Origin of the sequence: Lentilactobacillus parakefiri (assembly GCF_002157585.1) — a bacterium.
In the GTDB taxonomy this organism is placed as follows: domain Bacteria; phylum Bacillota; class Bacilli; order Lactobacillales; family Lactobacillaceae; genus Lentilactobacillus; species Lentilactobacillus parakefiri.
The window spans coordinates 1-571 of the sequence record NZ_BDGB01000141.1; the positions used below are offsets into that span (position 1 = coordinate 1).

At 44.0% G+C, this 571-nt stretch carries 1 protein-coding gene; it reads left to right on the top strand.

The annotated features are described in order from the left end of the window. Positions 1 to 571, top strand: a 571-nt coding sequence (locus tag LPKJCM_RS11760; RefSeq protein WP_165758616.1) for a transposase, incomplete at both ends; no start/stop codon positions are given.

The following is a 571-nucleotide window of genomic DNA, read 5'->3' on the forward strand; positions in this document are numbered from 1 at the left end:
ACACTCTTTTCCCGTGAGTACGCCACCCAAACCGAATTACTAGCGCGAGTCTTTGACCATGACAACCAGTTATATATTAAGGGATACCGGGCTTTAACTTTGGGTTGGAGTGACGCCAATACATTCTTACCGATCAACTTTGCATTAATGTCTTCCAAGAAGCCACAAAACGTCCTTGGAAAATCAGCTAAAACAACCGATCAACGAACAATTGCTGGCCGGAGACGTCGCCAAGCACAGCAAAAACTGAACCTCGTTTCATTGCAACTTGTCAAGCAAGCCCTCGCAAATGGCGTTCTAGCTGACTATGTGTTATTTGATAGCTGGTATAGCTCACCAAAAATGTTCTATGAATTAACCAAGTTGGGATTAAACGGCGTGGACATGCTTAAACGGTCCAGCAAAATTTACTATCAATATCGCGGACGGCAATATTCAGTTAAAGCATTATACAAGCGACTGCAGGCCTCAAAATATCAACCCAAGCAAGCTTATCAATACAGCTGCTTTGTCGAAGCGCACGTCGGGAACCAAAAATTCAAGCTTCGCTTGGTATTTGTGGCTAATCGGG